This window comes from Bowmanella yangjiangensis, assembly GCF_017255015.1.
In the GTDB taxonomy this organism is placed as follows: Bacteria; Pseudomonadota; Gammaproteobacteria; order Enterobacterales; family Alteromonadaceae; genus Bowmanella; species Bowmanella yangjiangensis.
Genome location: NZ_JAFKCS010000271.1, coordinates 1 through 1,071, shown reverse-complemented (window position 1 = coordinate 1,071; position 1,071 = coordinate 1). Strand labels below are relative to the sequence as shown.

General features: G+C 50.1%; 2 protein-coding genes. Both read left to right on the top strand.

What is annotated here, in order from left to right; genetic code table 11:
- On the top strand, positions 1 to 249 hold a 249-nt coding region (locus J0A65_RS23900), incomplete at its 5' end, for a hypothetical protein (RefSeq protein WP_206596767.1).
- Between the two features lie 318 nt (positions 250 to 567).
- Positions 568 to 1,071, top strand: a 504-nt coding sequence (locus tag J0A65_RS23895) for a hypothetical protein (RefSeq protein ID WP_206596766.1), incomplete at its 3' end; no start/stop codon positions are given.

The window sequence follows — 1,071 nt, the reverse complement described above, 5'->3', positions numbered from 1 at the left end:
GAATTGGAGGCTGCGCTTAAAGGCGGAATGATACTGGCAACCTGCCAACCTCCAGGAAATTCAGTATTGATCAGTCACTCAGTGGTCATTACTGATGTTTTCGTTGATCCGATAACGAAGCAAATTTCATACAATGTCTTTGACCCTTACCCAAGGCCAGATAGAGATTTATATGGCATCAGGAGACTAAGCAGTCATGATGTTGCCAAGGAAAAGCTGGCCGCAGATATATTTGTCTCCTCAAACTAATGCCGTTCCGTAAAATGGATCTCAGCAATGTAGGTGGACTTGTTTTTGGCAAGCGAACCTGCTCGAAAAGGGGTGAAGTTATTTATTGGCACACTTACATTCAATTACCAAAAATGAATCCGACACCTTTTCCTACGTGGGGGATTCCGTGATGATGTACACCTACACTTATGGGGACGAGAGCGAAATGGATATGTGGGTCAGCGACAACAAGGCCTCGACCCACGAGAAAGGCGGGAAGTTCAAATGATAGGCCGCTGACTGATACCCCCGTTGTCCCCCCGCCAAAGCGAATACCGACTCTCAAAGGAATGACTCATGTTTTTCTACTGTGTGGAGCCGCAACATCAGAATATTGGCACCGACTACTACGACTGGACGTTCACCATCCGACAGGGACTCGGCCATCACGTGATCTTTCCCCATGTGGACTCGTGCCTGGGTGTCATTTGCCAATTACCGGGCAACCGTATCTTCGCCGGCCATATCAATGGCTTTTACCAGAACGACTATTCCGCCAACTCTCACCAGAATGCATTCCAGAACCTGATTCAGCAATTGAACGGTGCTGTGGCTACCCGCGCTGCAATCTTCGGCAACATAGGCGACGGCGCCATGGAAATGGGTTGGCTGGATCACATTGCCTTTCCCTGGGCGAATCGCGTCGAATTCTTGTCCCTTAGCTGTGCCCAAGGTGTGGATGTCATGTTTGATGTCGACGGAGGGAACCTGACCGTGATGCGCTACCAGGCCAATCGAGACTATCGGCAGCGCCCCCAGCAACAGGTCGTGGCCAACACGAATCTCTATACGATCGTCGGA